Raw genomic sequence first — 20,270 nt, 5'->3', positions numbered from 1 at the left:
CCGCATCAGCGGTTTGCGATGCCCCACATGGCAAAGAGATATTTGCGCACGGCGAAGATGAAGATCAGCGCAGGCACGACGAGGATAAAGCCACCTGCAAATTTCAGGTGCAGCGGAGATGTGTCCAGGTTTTGCAGAAGAAACGCCGTGAGTGTCCGGTTTTCGATGGTCAGCACGGCAGCGGCGAAAACTTCATTCCACGAAATCACAAAGGCAAAGATGGCCGATGCCGTGATCCCCGGTAAGATCAGTGGCAGCACGACCTTGGTAAACGCGGTCAAGCGGGTGCAACCAAGGGTCCACGCTGCCTCTTCAAGCTCTATCGGAATGCCTGAAAACAGCGAGAAAGTGATCAATACCGCAAACGGAATCGCCAAAGTCGTGTGAACCAGTGCCAGACCAAAAGCCGTATCGTCCAGACCTGTCTGAATGAACATCACGGCCAGCGGCAGCGCCAGAAGCGGCAATGGAAACGCACGCGTCAACAAGATCAGCATGCGGAACAAGCCCTTGCCTGGAAAGTCAAACCGCGACAGCGCATAGCCCGCCGGTGCACCAATGATGATCGACATGATCATGGTCAGAAGGGCCACGATGACCGAATTCTTGAGCGCCGTCAGCATCCCGGAAAATCCGGCAAAGAACTGCAAGCTACCAAAGTCAAATTCAGGGATGAACGGTTTGGGAAAACTGTTGACGGTTTCTGGCGAGGACAGCGTGTTGATCAGCAAAAAGTAGATCGGCACGATGACCCAGGCACAGAGAAATACAACAGACGCGCCATAAAGAAACCGTCCCGATTTTCGCGTATCGACGGATACGTCGTTGACTGCAGCGTCGGTCATATCGATGCTCCTTTCGGGACACGCAAGATGCGCAGAATGATCAGTGTGAAGCCTATCGAGATCCCAAGGATGATCAGGGCCATGGCTGCAGCAGCGCCGGAATTGAGAAGATCAAACTGGTAGGAATAGGTCTGGCCCATCAGCACAGGGAACAACGTTCCGCCAAGGGCCGCGACAACTGCGAAAATCTCGAACGCAAGGATGACGCGCAGTACCAACGCGGTTTGCAGACTTGGGCGTAGCAATGGAAAGGTTATGCGCGTGAATTGCTTCCATTTTGAGGCGCCGAAGACATCGGCAGCTTCATAATATTCTTTCGGTATCAGACCAATGCCCGCCACAAGAATAACAAGCATAATGGCCGTCGCGCGCCAAATCTCGGCCAAGGCGATCGCGAGGAACACAATCCACGGATTCTGATAGGTCAGAAAATTGACGGGCTTGTCCACGACGCCGATCCCGTGGAGCATGGAATTCAGGAAGCCTGATTGCTCAAAGATCGCCAGCCAGATGATGCCAGCCGCCAGGTCGGAAATCCCAAGCGGGATAGTCCAGATATAAAGGACCATATCGCGGCCCTTCTTCATTTTGCTGACCATTGTGGCCATCAAAAGCGCCAGAGCAAGCTGAACCGGAACAACAATCGCCGCGAGAAGAAGTGTGTTTTTCATCGATATTGGAAATTTCCAATACTCCACGACTTCTTGAAAGTTCTCCATCGACCAGCCACCGTCAGCAGCTTGAAAGGCCTGCTGAGATACCAAAACAAATGGATAGATGAAAAACAGACACAGAAACAGCGTCACGGGGAGGATCAGCACGTAAGGCAATATGCGAGCATTCATCGGCATCACTCCGTCATTGCGCCCAAGCGCTGACTTGAATTTTCTTTTTATGGGGGGCGTCGAGGGTGTGTCCGGACTTAGCCGCCCGGACACTGGGATTTCACCATCTTTTCAGGTGTGATTACTCGACCGGGCAGGCCCCCTCGGAAGGGGCATCTGGTGCCCAGCACGGCGCACCTGTCTCTTCCATGATTGCGGCCAGCTTGCCTTTTTGATCATCCAGAACGGCACGGATATCTTGACCGCCCAGAACGATGCGCTCGAAGCTGTCGACGAAGACACGATTGAAGTCCCCACCCTTGTCGCCAAGACCAGCCGGCAACAGGCCGGGGTTTGCATCTGCAGAGCCAGACATCTTGGCAACTGCATCACCTGCGGCTGTCACGGCTGGCGGCAAATCACCCGGAAGGTCGACATCGACGACAGGGAAAAAGTTGGTCGCACGCAGCGTCGCAATCTGGGTCTCAGGCTTCAGCATATGGGCAACCAGCGCCTTGGACGCTTCCATGTCAGGGGCAGTGCGCGGGATAGCAACACCCGCAAGAACTGGCATGAATCCACGTCCGGTTGGGCCTGCCGGCGCCGGGAACGCGATGAAGTCATCGGGACGTTCGTTAAACGCCTGCGCCAGACGCGACGTGTGATCAAATACGATCCATGCGTCGCCGGAAAGCAGCTGCTCTTGTAGGAAGCTGAAGTTGGTCGAGGCTGGGTTGGTGACCGCCCAAAGCTCGCGCATCTTTTCCCACGCCGTCACAGCCTCGTCGCTGGCGAAAGACCGCACAACGCCGTTTGTATAGGAAGGGTACAGATACCCTTGGAAGAAGCGATGCTTCAGACCCTTGGGGCCAGCCGGGAAGCCAAACTTGGCCTCGCCCGTGGCTGTCATCACGTTTTGTCCCCAAGCGATCAGTTGGTCATATGTGAGCGCATCAACGTCGGCGCCTTCGGGAAGGTACTGCAGGGCTTCCTTGTTGGCCGCCATGATGTAGCTGGCCTGCATCCAAGGAATGTACTGCATGGAGTCGGTGCCGAGTTTCGACAGGTCGTTAAAGGTGCTTGATGCACTCATCACGCCCAGATCGCTGAGGTCGACAAGATCATCGGGGTCCATCGCCGAAAAGTCACCATGAAGCGCGCCCAGCACACCGATGGTCCCGGAGTCGGCCTGCAATTCAGCGTTAAGGCGCGTGATCCAAGGGCCTGGGTCGTTGGGCTGGTAGTCAACTTCACCTGCGCCGCTGAGAACTTGCTCGCGCATCGCTTGCGATTCCTCGACAGGTTTGGCCTGCGTCGACCAGAAAAGCACGTCCGCCTGCGCCGCAAAGGCAATGCAAGAGACAGCGATGCCGGAAACTGCACCAGTGATTTTTGAATGTAAGGTCATGCGTCCTCCCAGTTTTTATGAGCGATGCTGACCGGTTTGGCCGCACCCGTCGTTGTCGAACTTCAATGTGCCATAAAATTAATGACACGAATCGGCTCAATTGCAACTACTATGGTATAACGATATATCTTACGTCAACAATCTTGCTCTGTAATTTCCGATCTATGGTCACCCCTGAAACTCAGGCGGCTGAAATAGCCAAATGTATTGATTTGGATTGGATTGGATTAGCTTTCTGGAATACAAATGCGGGCGCATCAGACGGGGGTGCAAAGATGTCAGGCAAGCCGACCCTAGGGACTGTAGCGAAAGAAGCGGGGGTATCGATTCCGACGGTAAGTCAGGTTTTGCGTGGAACCGGACGGATCTCGGAACAGACCCGAAACCGCGTTTTAGAGGCTGCTAAGAGCTTGCATTACGTCCCCAATCAAACGGCGGTTGCAATGCGCTCGGGCGAGAACCGGGAAATCGGCTTTATCATCAACCAGCTTTCCAACCCGTTCAACGCCGAGGTCATCAGCGGGGTCGTTGATCTTCTTGAGGCCGAAAGCTATCTGGTATCCATCCTCGATACCCGCGACGACGTCGGCCGACAAAGCCACCAGCTTGAGGCATTCATCAGACAAGGACGAGGTGGACTAATCTGGGTTCCCGCCATCGAGACACCGGACGAGACGTTTGATCTTCTGACTGCGCATAAGATCCCGACGGTGACCTTTCTGCGCAACACGCGGTCGGATATCGACCATGTGGGCATCCGAAACGCCGAAGGGACCGCGACTGCGACCAGGTACCTGATGGATTTGGGCCATGAGCGAATTGCCTATCTCGGCGGTACGGATATGACCCTTGTCCGAAGGGACCGTATTGCAGGGTACCAACGTGTGCTATCGGAAAGCGGCCTGGGTGCTGGCGTCATTTGGGACTCTGCAGACAATAAGCTTGCGGGGCTTGAGGCGATGCTCGAACTCCACAGCTCTCATCCAGAGATAACAGCGGTTGTTTGCAATGGTGACATGGTGGCACTTGGCGCTTGCCTTGCCTTGCAACGGATTGGGTTAACGCCTGGCACCGAAGTGTCCGTGACCGGTTTTGACAATATTCAGGACGCGGCAGTTGCCACCCCTCCGCTTACAACGATGGCTGTGTCTCCGCACAAGTTAGGCTGCAAACTGGCGCAGGTTCTGCTTGATCGTATCTGTGATCCCGACAAGCCTGTAACCGTGTCGGAAGTCTCGGCTGAGTTGATAATCCGAAACACAACGAGAGCGCCTTTGGCCCTGCCCCAATAGTTGGAAACGTTCGCGTCCGACTTGCATATTCTGGCAGGTCCGTTCTGCTCCCGCGTTGTTACCAGCGTGGCGATGGCGTCCACTGGAAAGCAGCCTTCTAAGTCTCGGAGGCGCTTGGCTTCGAAGTCATCTTGGTGCGTGCCGCCACGCCCAAAAGGTTCCGCCTCGCACATAAAACACATTCAGACCGCGGTCCGAGATCTTCACTGCGCGATTTAAATGGACACTCTACAAACAGCGCCGGTTGTCCAGACTGTCGATGATCCGGCACCGCTGCCGAACGCGCAGACCCACTCACCGATCGTGGATCATGGTCGATGACTCGAACTTGCGTCGCGGGGTGCAAAAATCCTGCATTAAAACCTAAAACGAACAGGGAAACCTCTGCGCCGATACACAGGGCGAGATTGCGTTCATCGCCGACCTGTTTGTGACAATCATATGATCACCCCGTCCTCACGTCTTTTCTCGGACGACGTGAAACAATGCAGCAGACTTGTAGGGGTTTGGCAAAATGCGATCACCCCAAGACATCATAGCTGATTACAAAGTTCAGAAATTCAGACGTCTTTGACGGGTGCGCAGGGCCCCTAGACCCGGTAAAGGCAATCTATACTGCTTAAATAATGCGCTATCGACCCCTGTTGCACACAAAATAGGCTATTTCCCTCCTTTGCCGCCGGGCCGACTGCGAAGTCTTTGACAAGTCAAATTGGTTAGCCCAGCCTGAGGTTAATATATTGGCAAACGCGCCTCGCATCCCCGTGCTCGTCCTCGTGACGCGTTCTGGGTGCGGGGCGCTTTTGGTTTTTGGAGCGTCGCGTGACCCGCATTATCGACCTTGGACTCCTATTCTCCACCACCGGCCCTTACGAATTGATGGGCCGAGCTAGTCGTGCTGGCGCGCTGAAAGCGATCGCTCAAGTAAACGCCGATCCTGAACGAGACATTTTCTTTAAATCGGTGGAGCGGGATCCGGGTGGTGATATTGACGCCTACGCGCCGCTTTGTGAGGAAATTCTAAACAACAGCAGCGCACGCCACGTGATCGGCTGCACAACATCATGGAGCCGCAAAGAGATCATTCCCAGTTTGGAACGTATGGGCGGGGTACTCTGGTATCCCACGCCCTACGAAGGCTTCGAAGCATCAGACCGCGTTGTCTATGCGCATGCCTGCCCAAACCAGCACCTTCTTCCGCTTCTTGACCATTGCTTCGGCTCTTACGGCAAGCGGATTTACCTGACCGGCTCGAACTACATCTGGGGATGGGAAATGAACCGGATTGCCCGCGAACTCAGCGGGCGCAACGGCGCGGAAGTTCTTGGGGAACGCTATGTGCCTATTGGGTCCACCGACATTGAGCGGTTGGTCGACGAGATCGCGGTCTTGAAGCCCGACTTTGTGCTGAACCAATTGATAGGCCCGTCACAATACGCCTTCCTTGACGCCATGGCCGCCTTGCGGTCACGCGACCCTGCGTTCGCTGGTCGCCGCTGTCCGGTGCTCTCGTGCAACCTGACAGAGGCAGAACTGCCCGCTCTTGGTGCATCAACCGAAGGGGTTATTTCGGCCGGGCCCTGGTTTCGGGGCTTGGCACCGGCATTGCCGGGCAACGAAGGAAGACAAGACTTCGGGTCGTCATTTGAGGCGGCAGCGCATGCGTCGGTTATGATGTTGGCACGGCTTCTCGCGGACACTGCTGGGGCAGAAGACTTGTCCCTGCCCGAATTGCTGGCACTGCCGGGAGCCGAAACACTAGGGATCAGTGCAAGAACCCATCACGTGACCCTTCCTGTTGCCATCGCAGAGGTGCGCAACGGTGTCTTCATTCCCGTAAAGACCTATGCCCCAATCGAAGGGGACCCCTACCTTACACAAATCCACACCAGCGTCGCGCAGCCATTGTTAAGGGTGGTCAAATGAGGCGCCGCCTTTGTATTCCTGATCTTGGCAGCGCTCGGGCGGTCATCTTGCACAGACCCCATACCGTCGTGACCGCATTGACGCGCCAGTTGCAGGCCGTCGGTTTGCAAGTGGAGTGTTTCTGGCCCGAACTACCCGCAGTGGCCAGGGCTGCCGACTACCTTTTTATTGATGTGGACACGGCGCATGACGACCAATTCCCTTGGGCGCCAGGAGAAGCGCCACTGCCAACAATAGCCCTCATCGGTTCAGAAGCGCCGGGCCGGATTGAATGGCTGATGAATTTCGGCGCTGACGCACAGATCCTGAAACCGGTCGGAGACAACGGCGTCTATTCCGCGCTGCTAATCGCACGAGCGACCTTTGATGCGCGGATCGGGTTGGCGGGCGAAATCGACACGCTGCGCCGCCGCTTGGGGCAACGACAAACGGTCGTGCAGGCGGTGGCAGTGCTGGCGGCGCGCGGCAAGTCCGAAACCGAAGCTTACGAGCAGTTGCGCGGCATGGCCATGGCGTGGCGCGTCAGCTTTGAGGAAGCCGCAGCGCGCATCATGTCTTCTGTCAATGGTCCGCGTGACACCCGCACAAACAAAGGAAGCGATCTTGGCTGATCTGACACAGAGTCTGACCGCGCCTGCCCCACCTGCGGGCGCGCTGCGACGCCTTTTGCGCCGCAAGCTGGCTCTCTTCGGGTTGGCTATCATCGCATTGGTCGTTGGGGGCGCAATCTTTGCCCCATGGATCGCACCCTTTGCACCCGACGAACAACTCTTCGAGGGGCTCACCCTTTTCGGCGAACCGATGCCACCGGGCGGCGATTTCCTGATGGGCACGGATCTTCTGGGCCGCGATCTTTTCACTCGGATGCTCTATGGCGCGCAAACATCACTTCTGATCGGCGTTGTGGCGAACGGCGTGGCGCTTTTGATCGGTACATTTGTCGGGGTGCTCGCGGGGTTCTTACGCGGATGGGTCGGCGCCGTCCTCATGCGCTTTACAGATTTGATGATGGCGTTTCCCGCGCTTCTTCTGGCGATCTGCCTTGCGGCGATTTTTCAACCGTCCCTTTGGATCGTGGCGATGGTCATCGCCCTTGTGAACTGGGTGCAGACCGCGCGGGTGGTGTACACCGAAACCACGTCACTATCTGAACGCGAATTCATTGCGGCGGAAAGGACATTGGGCGCATCACGCACGCGGATTCTGTTCAAGCACATTCTTCCACATCTTGTGCCAACCCTGATCGTCTGGGGCACGCTTGGGATTTCGGTCACAGTCCTGCTTGAGGCGACGCTGTCGTTCCTCGGTGTAGGCGTCCAGCCACCGACACCAAGTTGGGGAAATATCATCTTCGAAAACCAGACTTATTTTCAAGCCGCGCCCTGGCTGGTGTTCATTCCCGGCGCCGCAATCCTGCTTCTTGCGTTGGCCTTCAACCTTGTCGGGGACGCCCTGCGCGATGTCCTCGATCCGACGCAAAGAGGAAATGACTGATGGCCGGGTATCTTTTTCGCCGCCTTTTTCAATCGGCGCTGATCCTCTTGGGTGTGAGCTTTATCACCTTTGTTCTGCTCTATGTCCTGCCGGCTGACCCGGTACGCCAGATTGCGGGCCGCTCTGCGACCGCACAGACGGTTGAGAATATCCGCCAACAGCTTGGCCTCGATCAGCCATTTCTGGTGCAATACTGGAGATATGTCAGCGGGTTGGTCCAAGGCGACATGGGCCGCAGTTACCTTCAGAAGACCGAGGTTTCTACGTTGATCGCGGCCCGTCTGCCTGCCTCTCTTTTGCTCATGGCTGGTGGAATAGCCTGCGAATTGGTGATCGGTTTGACGCTGGGCGTGATAGCCGCCGTTTTTCGGGGTCGCCCGTTGGACCAAGGGCTGATGGTCACGTCTTTTGTTGCCGTCTCTGCGCCGCAATTCGTGGTGGGGCTGCTGCTGCTTTACGTCTTCGCCGTGCAACTAGGCTGGTTCCCGATCGGGGGGTATGGCACAGCCGCACATCTCGTGCTGCCCGCAGTGACGCTGGGGATCATGGGATCAGGTTGGTACTCGCGCATGATGCGATCCAGCATGGTTGAGGTGCTGCGACAGGACTACATCCGCACCGCCCGCGCCAAGGGGCTTACCCGCGCGCGCATCCTGCTACACCATGCCCTGCCCAACGCCATCCTTCCCATCATCGCCATGATCGGAATCGACATCGGTATCTTCATGGGCGGCATCGTCGTTGTTGAAAGCGTGTTTGGCTGGCCCGGTATTGGGCAGTTGGCGTGGCAGGCAATTCAGCGCGTCGACATTCCAATCATCATGGGCGTGACCATGGTCTCAGCCACCGCGATCGTTTTGGGAAATCTCCTGGCGGACCTTGTGACCCCGATGATCGACCCGCGCATCAAACTGCGCTGACAAAGAAATAACCGCCGGTGTCGCGGCTCTGCCGCGCTGCCTTTCACACCACCAACAACAGGGAACTAAACATGAAAAAGCTGCTTCTTTCCACCGCGATGCTGGCCGTCTCTGCGTTGCCCGGTTTTGCACAGGGCTATACGCCTGATCCGAACGCCAAGACGGGCGGAGCTATTACGATTACCTACAAAGACGACGTTGCGACACTCGATCCGGCAATCGGCTATGACTGGCAAAACTGGTCAATGATCAAATCCCTATTCGACGGGCTAATGGACTATGTCCCCGGCACCACCGAATTGCGCCCCGGTCTGGCCGAAAGCTATGAAATTTCGGAAGATGGCACCGTCTTTACCTTCACACTGCGCGCGGGCGTCAAGTTCCACAATGGCCGCGAAATGACAGCCGAAGACGTAAAATACTCGCTCGACCGGGTGACCACGCCAGAAACACAGTCGCCGGGTGCAGGATTCTTCGCGTCAATCGCCGGGTTTGACGCGATCTCAGCGGGTGAGGCAGATACGCTGTCAGGTGTGGAAGTCATTGATCCGCTGACGGTCAAGATCAGCCTGTCACGCCCTGACGCAACCTTCTTGCACGTCATGGCCCTCAACTTTGCCTCCATCGTCCCAAAAGAAGCGGTTGATGAGCATGGCACCGATTTCGGGAAACACCCTGTCGGCACCGGTGCCTTCAAACTGGATGAATGGACCATCGGCCAGCGCTTGGTCTTCGCCAAGAACGAAGACTTCTGGCGCGAAGGTGTCCCCTATTTGGACGCGTTGACCTTCGAAGTCGGGCAAGAGCCGATCGTCGCACTTCTGCGCCTGCAACAGGGCGAAGTCGATGTTCCCGGCGACGGCATTCCGCCCGCTAAATTCCAGGAAGTCATGGGAGATCCGGCTCAAGCCGCGCGCGTCGTCGAAGGCGGACAACTGCACACCGGCTATATCACGCTCAACGTAGGCATAGAGCCGCTGGACCAACTGCCTGTTCGCGAGGCTATCAACATGGCCATCAACAAGACGCGGATCACGCAAATCATCAACGGTCGGGCGGTGCCTGCCACACAGCCCTTGCCGCCGTCGATGCCGGGCTACACAGAAGGGTATGAAGGTTTCTCCTTTGACATCGAAGCAGCCAAGGCCAAGCTGGCAGAGGCGGGTCTTGCAGACGGTTTCACGACCGAACTCTACGTGATGAATACCGACCCGAACCCGCGCATTGCCCAAGCGATCCAGCAAGACCTGAAGGCGATCGGCGTAGACGTGGAAATTCGATCCCTCGCGCAGGCGAACGTGATCGAAGCCGGCGGCGCGGGCGCAGCCCCAATGATCTGGTCCGGTGGCATGGCGTGGATCGCGGATTTCCCCGATCCGTCCAACTTCTACGGCCCAATTCTCGGCTGTGCTGGCGCTGGCGAAGGGGGCTGGAACTGGTCCAAATTCTGCGATGAAAACATCGACGCCATGGCGATTGAAGCAGACAGCATGACCGACCCGTCCGCGCCTGAGCGACTGGAAATGTGGTCCGAGACTTATATGAAAGTCATGGAACAGGCGCCTTGGGTTCCGGTGTTCAACGAGCAGCGTTACACAATGAAGTCCGAACGTATGGGCGGTGATGATGCGCTCTATGTCGATCCGGTCTCGATCCCGGTGAACTATGACTACGTCTACGTGACTGAGTAAGCGCATGTGCAAGGCTTGTGATTACACGATTCACGGCGCACAGCACCATTTCGGCTGGGACAATTCCATTGCCCCGGTCGAAACGGTCGCGCCCGGAACAACCCTGTGCTTTCATTGCATGGATTCTTCGGCGGGCCAGCTTGGCCCGTCGAGTACTGTGAAAGACGTCGAGGCGCTTGATTTTGGCAAGATCAACCCGGTCTCAGGGCCAATCTATATCGACGGCGCAGAACCAGGAGACGCGCTGAAGATCACACTCGACGGGTTTGCCCCCCGCGAGCGGGAGGGCTCCGCCTGGGGCTGGACCGCAAATATTCCGGGTTTCGGCCTGCTTGCGGACCAATTCGAAGATCCGGCGCTGACGATCTGGAAATACGATGCCAATACCCTTGAGCCCGCTCTGTGGGGTGACATGGGGCGTGTGCCACTGAAGCCATTCACTGGCACCATCGGCGTCGCGCAAGCAGAGCCGGGCCTGCATTCCATCGTTCCACCGCGACGCACTGGCGGCAACCTCGACATCCGCGATCTTGCGGCCGGCGCAGAACTTTATCTTCCGGTCGAGGTGGCAGGAGCGCTTTTCTCTGTCGGGGACACACATGCCGCTCAAGGGGACGGAGAAGTTTGCGGCACGGCGATAGAAAGCCCGATGGATGTGACGCTGACCATAGATCTGGTGAAGGGTGCGAACCTTAAGATGCCACGCTTTTGCACGCCGGGGCCTGTCACAAGGCACCTCGACGCCAAAGGATACGAAGTCACAACAGGTATCGGGCCGGATCTCATGACTGGTGCACGCGATGCGGTGGCCGGCATGATTGACCTTCTGACATCGCGCTACGCAATGGCGGCCGAGGATGCATATATGCTGATTTCCACTTGCGGTGATCTGCGCATCTCGGAAATTGTCGATATGCCAAACTGGGTCGTTTCCTTCTATTTCCCCAGACTGGTGCTGGAATGACCACGGCACAAAGTGCAACCGCCCCTTCGGGGGCGGCAGACCCCCTTCTTTCGGTGCGGGATCTCACGGTAACGGTGAAAGATCGCGGCATCATCCGCCCATTAGTGGCGGACCTGAGCTTTGAACTCGCCGCAGGCGAAACGCTGGCTATTGCGGGTGAAAGCGGGTCCGGCAAATCGATCACCTCGTTGGCGATCATGGGGCTCTTGCCCAACAATGTCTCCGTCACCTCTGGGCAAGCTTTGCTTGAGGGCACTGACCTTCCAAGCCTACCAGAACGTCAGATGCGCGCTTGGCGCGGCGCGCGCGTTGCCATGATTTTTCAAGAACCCATGACGTCGCTAAATCCCGTTCATACGATCGGCAGCCAGATGACCGAGGTTATCCGCGCCCATGAAGCGGTCTCCATCGGCGCGGCACGAGCCGCTTCCATTGAGGCACTTCGAAAGGTGCGCATTCCGGAACCCGAACGCCGGATGAAGCAGTATCCGCACGAGTTGTCAGGCGGAATGCGCCAGCGTGTGATGATTGCGATGGCACTGGCTCTTCGGCCTTCGTTGCTGATCGCGGACGAACCTACAACAGCGCTGGATGTAACGGTTCAGCGCGAGGTTCTGGAACTTCTTCGCGATCTGCAAAAGGAAACAGGCACGGCTATCATCCTGATCACCCACGATATGGGCGTCGTGGCGGAATGCGCCGACCGTGTTGTGGTTATGCGGCACGGCCGCATGGTTGAAACCGCACCAGTAAATCAACTGTTTTCGGCCCCTTCTCACGACTATACCCGCGCGCTTCTGGCGGCGGTTCCACGCCTTGGCACCGGCGCACGGCGGGCGAAACCTTTGCCTCCCGTCACGAATGCCCCAGTCGCCAAACTGGTCAACGCACGGGTTCATTTTGATATCGGTGCAAATTTCTTTGGCCGTCCCACACACCGGGTGCATGCCGTCGAAGGCATAAGCTTTGACATACGCCCCGGCGAGACATTTGGCCTTGTTGGTGAGTCGGGTTGCGGCAAGTCCACCGTTGCCAAATCGCTTGCCGGACTGGTCCCACACCAAGGGCATATTGAGGTCGACGGTCAGGCACTGACCGCACTGACAACGCAAGGCAAACGGGACATCTGCCGTAATATCCAGATGGTATTCCAAGATCCGATGGCCGCACTTGACCCACGCATGACCGTCGGTGAAGCCGTTTCCGAGCCATTGCTGATCCATGGGATTGGCACAGCTAAAGAACGCCATGCATGCGCCGCTGAACTTTTCGATCGAGTGGGACTGACACCTGAACAGATGTCGCGTTATCCGCACGAATTCTCAGGCGGTCAGCGGCAGCGCATCTGCGTCGCCCGCGCGCTCGCGCTTAAACCAAAGCTTATCATTTGCGACGAAAGCGTTTCTGCATTGGACGTTTCGGTGCAGTCACAAGTGTTGCAACTGCTCGAAGAGTTGCAGCGAGAGACTGACGTTTCGTATCTTTTCATCAGCCATGACATGGCGGTTGTTGAAAACGTCGTCGACCGGCTGGCTGTTATGTATCTTGGGCAAATTGTCGAGATGGGGACCCGCGACCAAGTATTTGGCGATCCGCGACACAGCTATACCAAGCGGCTGCTTGATGCAGTCCCAATCCCGGATCCCGCGCGCAAACGGCAGCCGTATGCGAGACCAACGACCGAAATCCCATCGCCCATTCACCGGATTGGCACACCGCCTGACCGCCTGAAATTACACAACGTCGGGGATGGACACTTTGTGGCAGACGATCACTGACAGGACGTGGGAAAAGGGTTACAACATCCGTTTTACGCAAGCCGGTCCAAAGGTCCGCAATTTCCACCGAAATTATCATTCTTAGACATTATTCACCGTATCGTCAGCGATGTCTGGGTGGGAACGCAGATCATCCCATTGGGTCAATCCTCTTGAGTGCCCACAAACATCCTGTCCTTCGCGGCCGTAATGTGGTGGCGCATTGTTGCTTGTGCTACTTCGGGCTGACCCAAGCGGATAGCGTCGAGCACCGCACGGTGCTCTGCCAACACCAACTCCTGACGGCCCGGAGCATCAAGCAAAGTCAAAGAACGCGATAGCTTGACACCCACGGCAATTTGCTCGGTCAAGGATTCCAGAACGGCAGGAAAAAACGGATTTTTTGATGCCCGAGCGATGGCCAGATGCAGCCGTTGATCAGCATCAACGCCAAGGGCGTTCTCGTGGTAGGTCTTTTCCATCGCGGCATAGGCCGCATCCATCTCGGCAATATCTTCGTCGTCTCGACGCCGCGCGGCCCAAGCGGCTGACGCCCCTTCGACCTCAATGCGAAATTCATAACATCGCTGCACATCCGACACGGATTCTAGCGGCACAAAGCCGATGATTTCTCGGTCGGGAGTGCGCAAGACATAGCTTCCCGAACCGCGCCGCGATTGAACAATGCCATCGTCGCGCAGCCGTGACAGTGCTGCGCGCACGATCGGCCGCGACACGGCAAAGCTGGTCGCCAGCATCTCCTCCGTGGGGAGGCGACTATTGACCGGGTACTCCTCTTCGAGGATTTTGGTCAACAACTGGTCATAAACTTGATCCGCGAGTGACGGGTGCCTTGTCTGCGACAAAATCGTCTCCTTGTCTGTGGATCGGATGCTCTTTGCACCTTTATAGACCGCACTGTGAGTGATTGCAGCTATCTCATATCGAAATACCACAAACGCCACGACCACCCCGCGCAAGCAGGATGGCCGAGAGGGATCATTCGATCAGGAACTTGCCGATCCGGGCATCTTCGCCGGTTTCCGGATAACCAGAAAGTAGAAGAAAACGACCGTCAGGACGACAAAGAACAGACTGTCTGGATTGGTGAAGAAAGTCGTCGGATCGCCATTTGACAATGCCAAAGACCGCCGCAGAAACTCTTCCAGGTTCGGACCGAGAATGTAGCCCAATAGCATGGTAATCACCGGGAACCCGAAGCGCCGCAGATAAAAGGCCAACACCCCCATGCCAAGAGCCAAGAACATCTGGAACGTCGAATAGGTTGCCACGAAGCTGCCTACCACTGCCAAGAGAGCAATGACTGCATAAAGAACATCTTTACGGATCGAGACAATCTTGATGCAGTAGGGGCCGATCAGCCACAAAGTCAGTGGGATCAACACCACCGCACTGAACAGGAGCGACGCCAGCATCGGAGCGATCAAGCCAGCTTGATCCGTCATCAGTTGCGGCCCCGGCTGAATACCGTTGATAACCAAAACACCCAACACGATGGCCGTGATCGGATCACCGGGGATGCCGAAGGTCAGCATGGGCACCATTGCCCCGCCGCAAACCGCATTGTTGGCACTCTCAGAGGCAGCAATGCCCTTGGGGTTTCCCTTGCCAAACGTCTCTGGCTCGCTCGAAGTGCGCACTGTTTCCGTATAGGCAAGAAACGCCCCCATGGATCCGCCCGCGCCGGGTAGGGTTCCAACGAAATAACCAATCAGACAAGACTTGAAATAGCAGCCGAAGCCGATTTTCCGGATGTCTGCCAATGGCGGCAGAAAGTCCCTGCGCCTGAGTTTCGTCTTGCCTGCCTCTTGGGTGGCAACGCTGATATCGCGCGAAGAATTGGCCTGTGTCAGGATCTCGGCGATGGCAAATGTGCCTATGATGACCGGCATCAAGGCAAGCCCGGCGGTCAGGTTACTGTACCCATAGGTGAAGCGGGTGATTGGCTCCATCGCATCCAGCCCAATAGTGGCAAGCATCAATCCAATGCAGGCAGACAGGCCAGCCTTCGCAACCCGCCCGCGTTGCGCGATCACAACGACGACGATCGCAAAGGCCAGCAGGGAAAACTTGCCTGTGGTCTTAACCAAAAGCGACAACTCTGCCACGAAGGGCGCAAGCGCAATCAACAACAGTGCACCGACTGCGCCACCGAACATTGAGCCAATCGCCGCATGACCTAGGGCCTGCGCGCCTTTGCCCTGCTGCTGCATGGGATAACCATCCAATGCGGTCATCATAGAGGATGGCGCGCCGGGAATATTGATTGTCGTGGCGGTGATCGAACCACCACACATGCCCGCCATGTAGATGCTGGCGCACGCCATGAGCGCGGTTTCGACGCTGAGCGAATAGGTCAGGGGCAAGAGCAAAGCCATTGCAAGCGTCGCGGTCAACCCGGGAATGGCCGCGAAAATCGTGCCGATAAAGAACCCCAAAACCACATATATGAAGTTCACCGGGTCGAGCAACAGGCTGAAGCTTCCAAAGACTTGTAGAATGAAATCCATGAGTTAACCCCAAATCGTCGGCAGGCGCACGCCGAACAGCTGCTGAAACATGAGATAGGCCAACCCGACAATCGCCGCCGAAATGACTGCCTTTTGCAGCAGCTTTTCAAGTGACGAGAACAGCAGGATCAGCGCAAGAACGAACAACCATGACGACAGAAAATAGCCAGCAGTTCGGAACAGCGCGATGTAGATGAAAATTGCCACTGTCACCCAAAGGTGGGTGTAACCACCGGGTTCATTGCTGCTGTTTGCCCCGATCTCTCTTTCAGGTGCTGCGCGCAATTGTTCCACGATCAAGATACTGGAAAAAACAATCGCGGCAGCGCCGACCAGGATCGGAAAGAAAGATGGCGTCAGACCGTTCTCGGCGAATGGGTCGCCCAGACCAACAGCCGTGATGAGATAGCCAACAGACACGGCCAACATAAAGTACAGGAATAACAGGTATTTGTTCGTAAACATCAACGTCTCCCGCGATGATGAAAGGAGGGCGATCGGCCGTGGCGATTTGGACTGCGGGCTGATCTCTGCCCTCGAAATCGCATCGTATACGGATGACACCAAACATCACGACGCCGACGGGGCATCGCAGCCCTGCCCCCGATCACGGACCGGAGGCAGGAGAAACAAAAGACTTACAGGTTCAGATCGTCCATCAGACCGAACATCTTTGTTTGCAGCCCATCGACCCAGTCGTTGACCCCATCAGAGCCGAGCCAGTCTGCGGTCACACCGATCTGAGCAAGCCAGCTTTGGAATTCTTCGGTGTCATAAGCTGCTTTGAACGTGGACTCGAGGGTGGCAACCACGTCGTCAGGCGTGTTGGCGGGGGCCGCCAGAACCAAGAAGCTGCCCGTCTGCAGATCGAAGCCTTTGGAGCTGATTGTGGGCACGTCGGGGTATGTTTCGTTCTGGACCGATGACAGTTCGATGACGCCCCGCACATCGCCAGATTCGATAATCCCGCTGAAATCGCCCAGACTGGAAATCGCCGCGTCAAGCTCACCGGACAGCAACGCCTCGGAAGAGGCACTGGAAGACCCTGCATAGGTGATGACATTGAAATCGACGTCCAGCAGTTGCTCCAACTGAATAGCCGAAAGGTAGGGGCCCGACCCCTTTGGGGCAACGCCGATACGCACTTCGCCGGGATTTTCCTTAGCCCGTTCAATCAACTGCTCAAAGGTCTCTATACCAGTTTGCTGGGCAACGACGATCGCGTCGGGTTCGCTGGTAATGCGTGCAATCAACTTCATGTTGTCCAGCGCGTACCCTGGAACCATTTCACCGCGTGGCAAAGTGATGACGCTATCATAGGTCAGCATGCCAACGGTATGGCCGTCCGGACGGGCGTTTGTCATCTGGATCAAGCCAGTTGCTGTTACCGCGCCGGCGATGTTTTCAACATAGATCGACTGCGACAGGTCCTGTTCGGCGATATTGCTGATTTTGCGCGAAATGGCATCCGCGCCGCCGCCTGCGGGCCACGGCACGATGACGCGAATGTCGCGTGTCGGGAATTCTGCCGCTGCCGCCGTGGCTGTGACAACGCAAGCGCTGAGTGCCAGCAAGAACTTGCTATTAAAGTTAATCGAAAACATGGATCCGTTCCTCCGTCCAGATAGTGTTCACCAGGCGAGCCTGGCAGCTCAGATGACCTGCGCGTTGGTCGTTTTTCGCGCGCCGTCATTCATTTCAGTATGGGAATGAGTGGGCTGTGTATTGACTGCGCCTATGACGCCGTATGTATTTTGCCCCTGCCCGCTCAGCGACACCAAACATGTGTCTTAACAGGTGATTGGCAGCCCCCAGTTCCCGAGCCGTATGATCAGAAGCATTCCACCCTCCGTGGGAACCTTCTGCCGTCACCATACGGAAAAAATATCACAAATCAAATCAAATTATTACTAATGATCGCAATTTTTTGGGCTGTTTTTGTCGATTTTTGCCTGAAATTGCCGCTCGATGGTAGAGCAATCATTAATATGCAAAAATATGTAAAGTTCAGTCCACGATCTTCACAGGTACATCCGCGCCGCTCACAATGCGGCACGGATCAAGCCATAGATCGGCAGCGTTAAGTGCGAACCAGATCGGCCGGCAACAGCGCGTCCGGAATGTTCTGATAGCAGACAGGCCGCAAGAAACGGCGGATCGACATCGTACCCACCGACGTTGCGCCAAAGTTTGTGCTGGCCGGATAGGGACCACCATGAACCATCGAGTCACACACCTCGACTCCTGTGGGAAACCCGTTCGCCATCACGCGACCCGCGATCCGTTCCAGAATCGGCAACAAAGCGCGCCCCAACTCAATGTCGCCTTCGTCCATCTGCAAGGTTGCCGTTAACTGCCCCTTGAAATGCCCGGCGATGTCGATCATCTGCTCTGCACTTTGCGTACGGATAACAAGGCCTAACGGGCCAAAAACCTCTTCCGACAGATCCTCATTTGACAGCCAGTCTTCCGCTGACACCTCAAACAGATAAGGGGCCGCATTTCGGCCTTCGCAAGATGTTTTCAACAGCGACTTCACGCCCGACCCTTCAGAAACCCGGCGGGCCCCATCGCGAAAGGCCGTCGCCATGCCGTCGGTCAACATGGTCTGCGCCGCAACCGCACTTAGTCCATCGGTTGCTGCAGCCACGAAAGCATCGGCTTCGGGGCCATCAACCACGACGGCAATGCCTGGGTTGGTACAGAATTGTCCGACGCCCATCGTCAGACTCCCAGACCAGCCGGTTCCAATGTCGGCCCCGCGTGCGGCGGCGGCTTCCGGCAAGACAAACATGGGATTGACGCTTCCAAGTTCGCCATAAAATGGGATCGGCTCGGGGCGTTGTGCGCAAAGATCATAAAGCGCGCGCCCGCCGCCAAGGCTTCCGGTAAAGCCGACCGCCTTGATACGTGGATCAGTGACAAGCGCCTGGCCTACACTGCGGTTTCCGCCTTGTACCAAGCTGAAGATCCGAGGATCCATTCCCAGCTTGCTCAGCGCAGCAACGATTGCATCACCAACGACCTCGCCGGTGCCCGGATGTGCGCCATGACCCTTGACGACAACCGGACATCCCGCAGCCAGCGCCGCGGCGGTGTCCCCTCCGGCCACAGAAAAGGCGAGCGGGAAATTTGACGCGCCAAAGACGGCCACCGGGCCCACTGGACGCTGCATCATCCGCAGATCGGGGCGTGGCAGCGGTTGGCGCTGGGGCAAGGCCGGGTCATGGCGAACGTCCAGATAGTCGCCGTCGCGTATGTGCGCCGCGAAGAGCCTCAATTGGCCAGTGGTCCGACCACGCTCGCCTTCGAGTCTGGCAGCGGGAAGACCTGTTTCAGCGCTGCCGACTTCGGTGATTTCATCGCCTCTTACGTCAATTTCATCGGCAATGGTTTCAAGCAGTTTCGCGCGCTCTTCACGCGAAACCTCAGCGAAGCCAGGGAAGGCCGCCGCTGCGGCTTCGCAGGCCTGCGCGACCAACGCCGGCGAGCCAACCGAATATTCAAACGCGCTGCCGCTCGCAGGTTCGGACGAAAACGTGGCGTCCGTGCCGATACGTTGACCAGCGATCAGGTGTTTTCCGTGGGGGGTGAAAGCCATGTTTATCGTCCTGTCTTTTCACGCCAAGCGGCGAATTTATGAATGCTTTCATCATCGGTACCCGGATACAGACCAATGATGCCTGCGCCGCCGTTGACCTGTTCAAGCACGAAATCTTCGTACACTTCCATCTCGGCGCATTCTGCGGCGATTTCTTCGGCCAAATGGGCCGGAATAACCATCACGCCATCGCTATCACCCAACATTACATCACCGGGAAACACCGGCGCGTCGCCGCAAGAAATGGGCACATTGATTTCGATAGCTTCGTGCAGCGTCAGGTTTGTGGGTGCGGAAGCGCACGCGAAATAAGCTGGCATATCCAGCGCGCCGATACCCACGGCGTCGCGCACCCCGCCATCCGACACGACGCCCGCGACACCGCGCTTTTGCAATCGAGTGATCAGAATAGATCCGGCGGTCGCGGCGCGAGAATCCTTGCGGGCGTCCATGACCAGCACGTGACCTTCCGGACAGGTCTCAACTGCAACGCGTTGCTTGTGGTCGCGGTCGCGGAAAACAGTAATCGGGTTGCGATCTTCCCGCGCCGGAATGTAGCGCAGAGTAAATGCCTGCCCCACCATTGTGACGGGCTTTCGCTCAACAGGCGCAACGCCCTGAACGAACTGATTTCGCAAACCCCGTTTGTACAGCGCAGTGGCCACGGAGGCGGTGGATACTTTGCGTAGCTTATCACGTATTTCGGCGGACAGAGTAAATTCGCTCATTGCTTCTTCCTATGGTGTGGCATCGCGCGGACCTTTGAGTGAAGGGGGTCTGGTGCGCTTTTTTCCAGTCGGTTGCGCCAGCATCACGCCGACCCCTCATCAGCGTCACTCATACCCCCAAGCTTCAAGCACGACGCTACACCTCAAGCATTAATGTGTCAATATTTGTAATATATAAATCAAGAGTTCGGCTAAATGAGGGGGTTCTTCCATACTTTTTATTACTAATATGCGGTTTTTCCGATAGGATCACCTCCGCAAGCACGTGCTAGATCAGGACACAGGGGAA

General features: G+C 56.7%; 17 protein-coding genes. 8 read left to right on the top strand and 9 right to left on the bottom strand.

Annotated elements, in window-relative coordinates:
• Positions 1 to 5: 5 nt before the first annotated feature.
• From E2L05_RS08700 to E2L05_RS08690, 3 genes are all read right to left on the bottom strand, one after another.
• Positions 6 to 845: a carbohydrate ABC transporter permease gene (locus E2L05_RS08700; RefSeq protein WP_133342528.1), complete on the bottom strand. Its 840-nt coding sequence runs from the start codon at positions 843 to 845 to the stop codon at positions 6 to 8.
• Positions 842 to 1,690, bottom strand: coding sequence for a carbohydrate ABC transporter permease (locus E2L05_RS08695; protein ID WP_133342527.1), 849 nt, complete (start codon positions 1,688 to 1,690; stop codon positions 842 to 844). The genes E2L05_RS08700 and E2L05_RS08695 overlap by 4 nt, the downstream gene beginning before the upstream one ends.
• Before the next feature lie 121 nt (positions 1,691 to 1,811).
• On the bottom strand, positions 1,812 to 3,077 hold the full coding sequence (locus E2L05_RS08690) for an extracellular solute-binding protein (RefSeq protein WP_133342526.1): 1,266 nt from the start codon (positions 3,075 to 3,077) through the stop codon (positions 1,812 to 1,814).
• Positions 3,078 to 3,352: 275 nt separating this feature from the next.
• On the opposite strand from E2L05_RS08690, the gene E2L05_RS08685 reads away from it, so the two are divergent.
• The 8 genes from E2L05_RS08685 (at position 3,353) to E2L05_RS08650 (ending at position 13,142) form a co-directional block, all read left to right on the top strand.
• Positions 3,353 to 4,369, top strand: coding sequence for a LacI family DNA-binding transcriptional regulator (locus E2L05_RS08685; RefSeq protein WP_133342525.1), 1,017 nt, complete (start codon positions 3,353 to 3,355; stop codon positions 4,367 to 4,369).
• A gap of 822 nt (positions 4,370 to 5,191) precedes the next feature.
• Positions 5,192 to 6,295: a transporter substrate-binding protein gene (locus tag E2L05_RS08680; RefSeq protein WP_133342524.1), complete on the top strand. Its 1,104-nt coding sequence runs from the start codon at positions 5,192 to 5,194 to the stop codon at positions 6,293 to 6,295.
• Positions 6,292 to 6,906, top strand: coding sequence for an ANTAR domain-containing response regulator (locus E2L05_RS08675; RefSeq protein ID WP_133342523.1), 615 nt, complete (start codon positions 6,292 to 6,294; stop codon positions 6,904 to 6,906). Before E2L05_RS08680 ends, E2L05_RS08675 begins: the two co-directional genes overlap by 4 nt.
• 1 nt (position 6,907) lies before the next feature.
• Positions 6,908 to 7,789, top strand: coding sequence for an ABC transporter permease (locus tag E2L05_RS08670; protein WP_133342538.1), 882 nt, complete (start codon positions 6,908 to 6,910; stop codon positions 7,787 to 7,789).
• Positions 7,789 to 8,709, top strand: a complete 921-nt coding sequence (locus tag E2L05_RS08665) for an ABC transporter permease (protein WP_133342522.1) — start codon at positions 7,789 to 7,791, stop codon at positions 8,707 to 8,709. The genes E2L05_RS08670 and E2L05_RS08665 overlap by 1 nt, the downstream gene beginning before the upstream one ends.
• A 71-nt stretch (positions 8,710 to 8,780) precedes the next feature.
• Positions 8,781 to 10,400 carry an ABC transporter substrate-binding protein gene (locus tag E2L05_RS08660; protein WP_133342521.1) on the top strand — a complete coding sequence of 540 codons (1,620 nt, stop codon included), beginning with the start codon at positions 8,781 to 8,783 and terminating at the stop codon, positions 10,398 to 10,400.
• 4 nt (positions 10,401 to 10,404) lie between these two features.
• Complete coding sequence (locus tag E2L05_RS08655) at positions 10,405 to 11,364, top strand: acetamidase/formamidase family protein (RefSeq protein WP_133342520.1); 960 nt, start codon at positions 10,405 to 10,407, stop codon at positions 11,362 to 11,364.
• Entirely contained in the window at positions 11,361 to 13,142 is a 1,782-nt protein-coding gene (locus E2L05_RS08650) for an ABC transporter ATP-binding protein (RefSeq protein WP_133342519.1), read from the top strand. Before E2L05_RS08655 ends, E2L05_RS08650 begins: the two co-directional genes overlap by 4 nt.
• Positions 13,143 to 13,285: 143 nt before the next feature.
• Here the strand turns inward: E2L05_RS08650 and E2L05_RS08645 are convergent, their stop codons facing one another.
• The 6 genes from E2L05_RS08645 to E2L05_RS08620 all read right to left on the bottom strand — a co-directional run bounded on the left by E2L05_RS08645 (position 13,286) and on the right by E2L05_RS08620 (position 19,981).
• Entirely contained in the window at positions 13,286 to 13,987 is a 702-nt protein-coding gene (locus tag E2L05_RS08645; RefSeq protein ID WP_133342518.1) for a FadR/GntR family transcriptional regulator, read from the bottom strand.
• A gap of 141 nt (positions 13,988 to 14,128) precedes the next feature.
• Positions 14,129 to 15,652, bottom strand: coding sequence for a tripartite tricarboxylate transporter permease (locus E2L05_RS08640; RefSeq protein WP_133342517.1), 1,524 nt, complete (start codon positions 15,650 to 15,652; stop codon positions 14,129 to 14,131).
• A gap of 3 nt (positions 15,653 to 15,655) precedes the next feature.
• The gene (locus E2L05_RS08635) at positions 15,656 to 16,117 is read right to left on the bottom strand and encodes a tripartite tricarboxylate transporter TctB family protein (RefSeq protein WP_133342516.1); all 462 of its coding nucleotides are present in this window, start codon (positions 16,115 to 16,117) and stop codon (positions 15,656 to 15,658) included.
• 173 nt (positions 16,118 to 16,290) lie between these two features.
• The gene (locus E2L05_RS08630; RefSeq protein WP_133342515.1) at positions 16,291 to 17,256 is read right to left on the bottom strand and encodes a Bug family tripartite tricarboxylate transporter substrate binding protein; all 966 of its coding nucleotides are present in this window, start codon (positions 17,254 to 17,256) and stop codon (positions 16,291 to 16,293) included.
• 476 nt (positions 17,257 to 17,732) lie between these two features.
• Complete coding sequence (locus tag E2L05_RS08625) at positions 17,733 to 19,253, bottom strand: aldehyde dehydrogenase (NADP(+)) (protein WP_133342514.1); 1,521 nt, start codon at positions 19,251 to 19,253, stop codon at positions 17,733 to 17,735.
• Positions 19,254 to 19,255: 2 nt separating this feature from the next.
• Positions 19,256 to 19,981 carry a ribonuclease activity regulator RraA gene (locus tag E2L05_RS08620; protein ID WP_133342513.1) on the bottom strand — a complete coding sequence of 242 codons (726 nt, stop codon included), beginning with the start codon at positions 19,979 to 19,981 and terminating at the stop codon, positions 19,256 to 19,258.
• Positions 19,982 to 20,270 lie beyond the last annotated feature (289 nt).

It is taken from the genome of Meridianimarinicoccus aquatilis (genome assembly GCF_004358675.1).
Taxonomy (GTDB): Bacteria; Pseudomonadota; Alphaproteobacteria; order Rhodobacterales; family Rhodobacteraceae; genus Meridianimarinicoccus; species Meridianimarinicoccus aquatilis.
This window is presented reverse-complemented; position numbering and strand designations above follow the sequence as displayed.